Origin of the sequence: Moorena sp. SIO4A1, from assembly GCF_010672065.1 — a bacterium.
Taxonomy (GTDB): Bacteria; Cyanobacteriota; Cyanobacteriia; order Cyanobacteriales; family Coleofasciculaceae; genus Moorena.
Genome location: NZ_JAAHHX010000654.1, coordinates 1 through 1537, shown reverse-complemented (window position 1 = coordinate 1537; position 1537 = coordinate 1). Strand labels below are relative to the sequence as shown.

The 1537-nt window shown below is 39.1% G+C and carries 2 protein-coding genes and 1 pseudogene; all 3 read left to right on the top strand.

What is annotated here, in order from left to right:
• A partial coding sequence (gene kdsA / locus F6K53_RS41610; RefSeq protein ID WP_293086256.1) for a 3-deoxy-8-phosphooctulonate synthase occupies positions 1-543 on the top strand: 543 nt, incomplete at its 5' end.
• A 266-nt stretch (positions 544-809) separates the two neighbouring features.
• A complete protein-coding gene (locus tag F6K53_RS41605) occupies positions 810-1334 on the top strand; it encodes an HAD-IIIA family hydrolase (protein WP_293086254.1) in 525 nt (174 codons plus the stop codon).
• Positions 1327-1537, top strand: a pseudogene (locus F6K53_RS41600) (hypothetical protein); the annotation flags it as partial. The gene F6K53_RS41605 and the pseudogene F6K53_RS41600, both read left to right, overlap by 8 nt.

The following is a 1537-nucleotide window of genomic DNA, read 5'->3' as shown; positions in this document are numbered from 1 at the left end:
CACGAAAGTCAGCAAGCTGCAACGGTTGCTGAAGTAGTTGATGTCCTGCAAATCCCAGCTTTTCTGTGCCGCCAAACTGACTTGCTAATCGCTGCGGCTGCCACAGGTAGGGCAATTAACGTCAAAAAAGGTCAGTTTCTTGCCCCTTGGGATATGAAGAATGTAGTCAGTAAACTGGAAGCTGGGGGAGCCAAGAATATTTTACTCACTGAGCGGGGTACTAGTTTTGGTTACAATACCCTAGTGGTAGACTTTCGCTCCTTACCTCAGATGCGTCAATTAGGTTATCCAGTGGTTTTTGATTCCACTCATAGCGTTCAGATGCCAGGAGGAAAGGGAGATAAATCTGGTGGACAGCGACACTTTGTTCCCTATTTGGCTAGAGCTGCGGCTGCAGTTGGCATTGATGCTTTGTTTATGGAAGTTCATGAAAATCCTGACATGGCACTTAGTGATGGTCCGAATATGGTACCCTTGGCAGAATTGGAAAATGTGCTAAAAGGAATTTTGAACGTTCGTGGGAGTTTGAGAGCTGATTTGTAAACTCGCTGTAATCCTTGTAGGATAAGGCTTGCGCTAAAATAGAACAATTGAACTATTTAATAACCAAAAGACAATCATAGCAAGGCTTTCAGACTTCTTAAGATTTACTTTATGAATTAGCTCTGAACGCTACAACTTTAGTAAGTTTTTCATGAACAACATCCCTGAGCCTGAATTAAGCTAATGTGCAGTTAATTTTTTTTAATGCCAAAACGTGAAAATATTGCCTTGCGAGTACCTTGCTAGCTAGTTTTAGTATAAATTAAATGCGTAACAATTCAGAAACACATTTATCTCAGGTAAAATTGCTAGCCCTAGATGTAGATGGTGTGATGACGGATGGCGGACTTTACTACACAGAAAGCGGTGAAGAACTAAGGAAATTTAATGTCAAGGATGGTATGGGTATCAAGCTACTGCAACGGACTGGAATTGAGGTAGCTGTTATTACCAATAGTAGTTGTAGGGCAACCCAATATCGAGTCAAAAAATTAGGAATCAAGTACAACTTTTTCACGGTTGAAGATAAGTTAGCTGTTCTCAAAGAACTCTGTGAAGAGTTGAGTTTATCTCTTTTCCAAGTTGCCTATGTTGGTGATGATATCATTGATTTACCAGTTATGGAAGCTGTAGGATGTCCCTTAACTGTTGCTGATGCGATACCAGAAAACCGAGATATGGCTCTGTATGTTACCAAATTAGCAGGTGGCCAAGGAGCAGTTCGAGAAATTTGTGAATTGTTGATTAAAGCACAGGTCAAGGTTAAATCTTATTATAAGAACAATGACTAATCCTAAGCTTGTAAAACGAATAATTACCTGCCAAGGTAGTATTCAATTAGTAACTGCTTTATCAGTCCTAAGTTATCGACAAAAAGAGCAGCATAAACTCAATATTGAATATCAAAATTATCTGATTATTTATGATTTGTATACTCCTCCAGGACAAATTGATAAATTTGCAGAGTTTGTCAAAAAAATGGCTCAATTAGTCA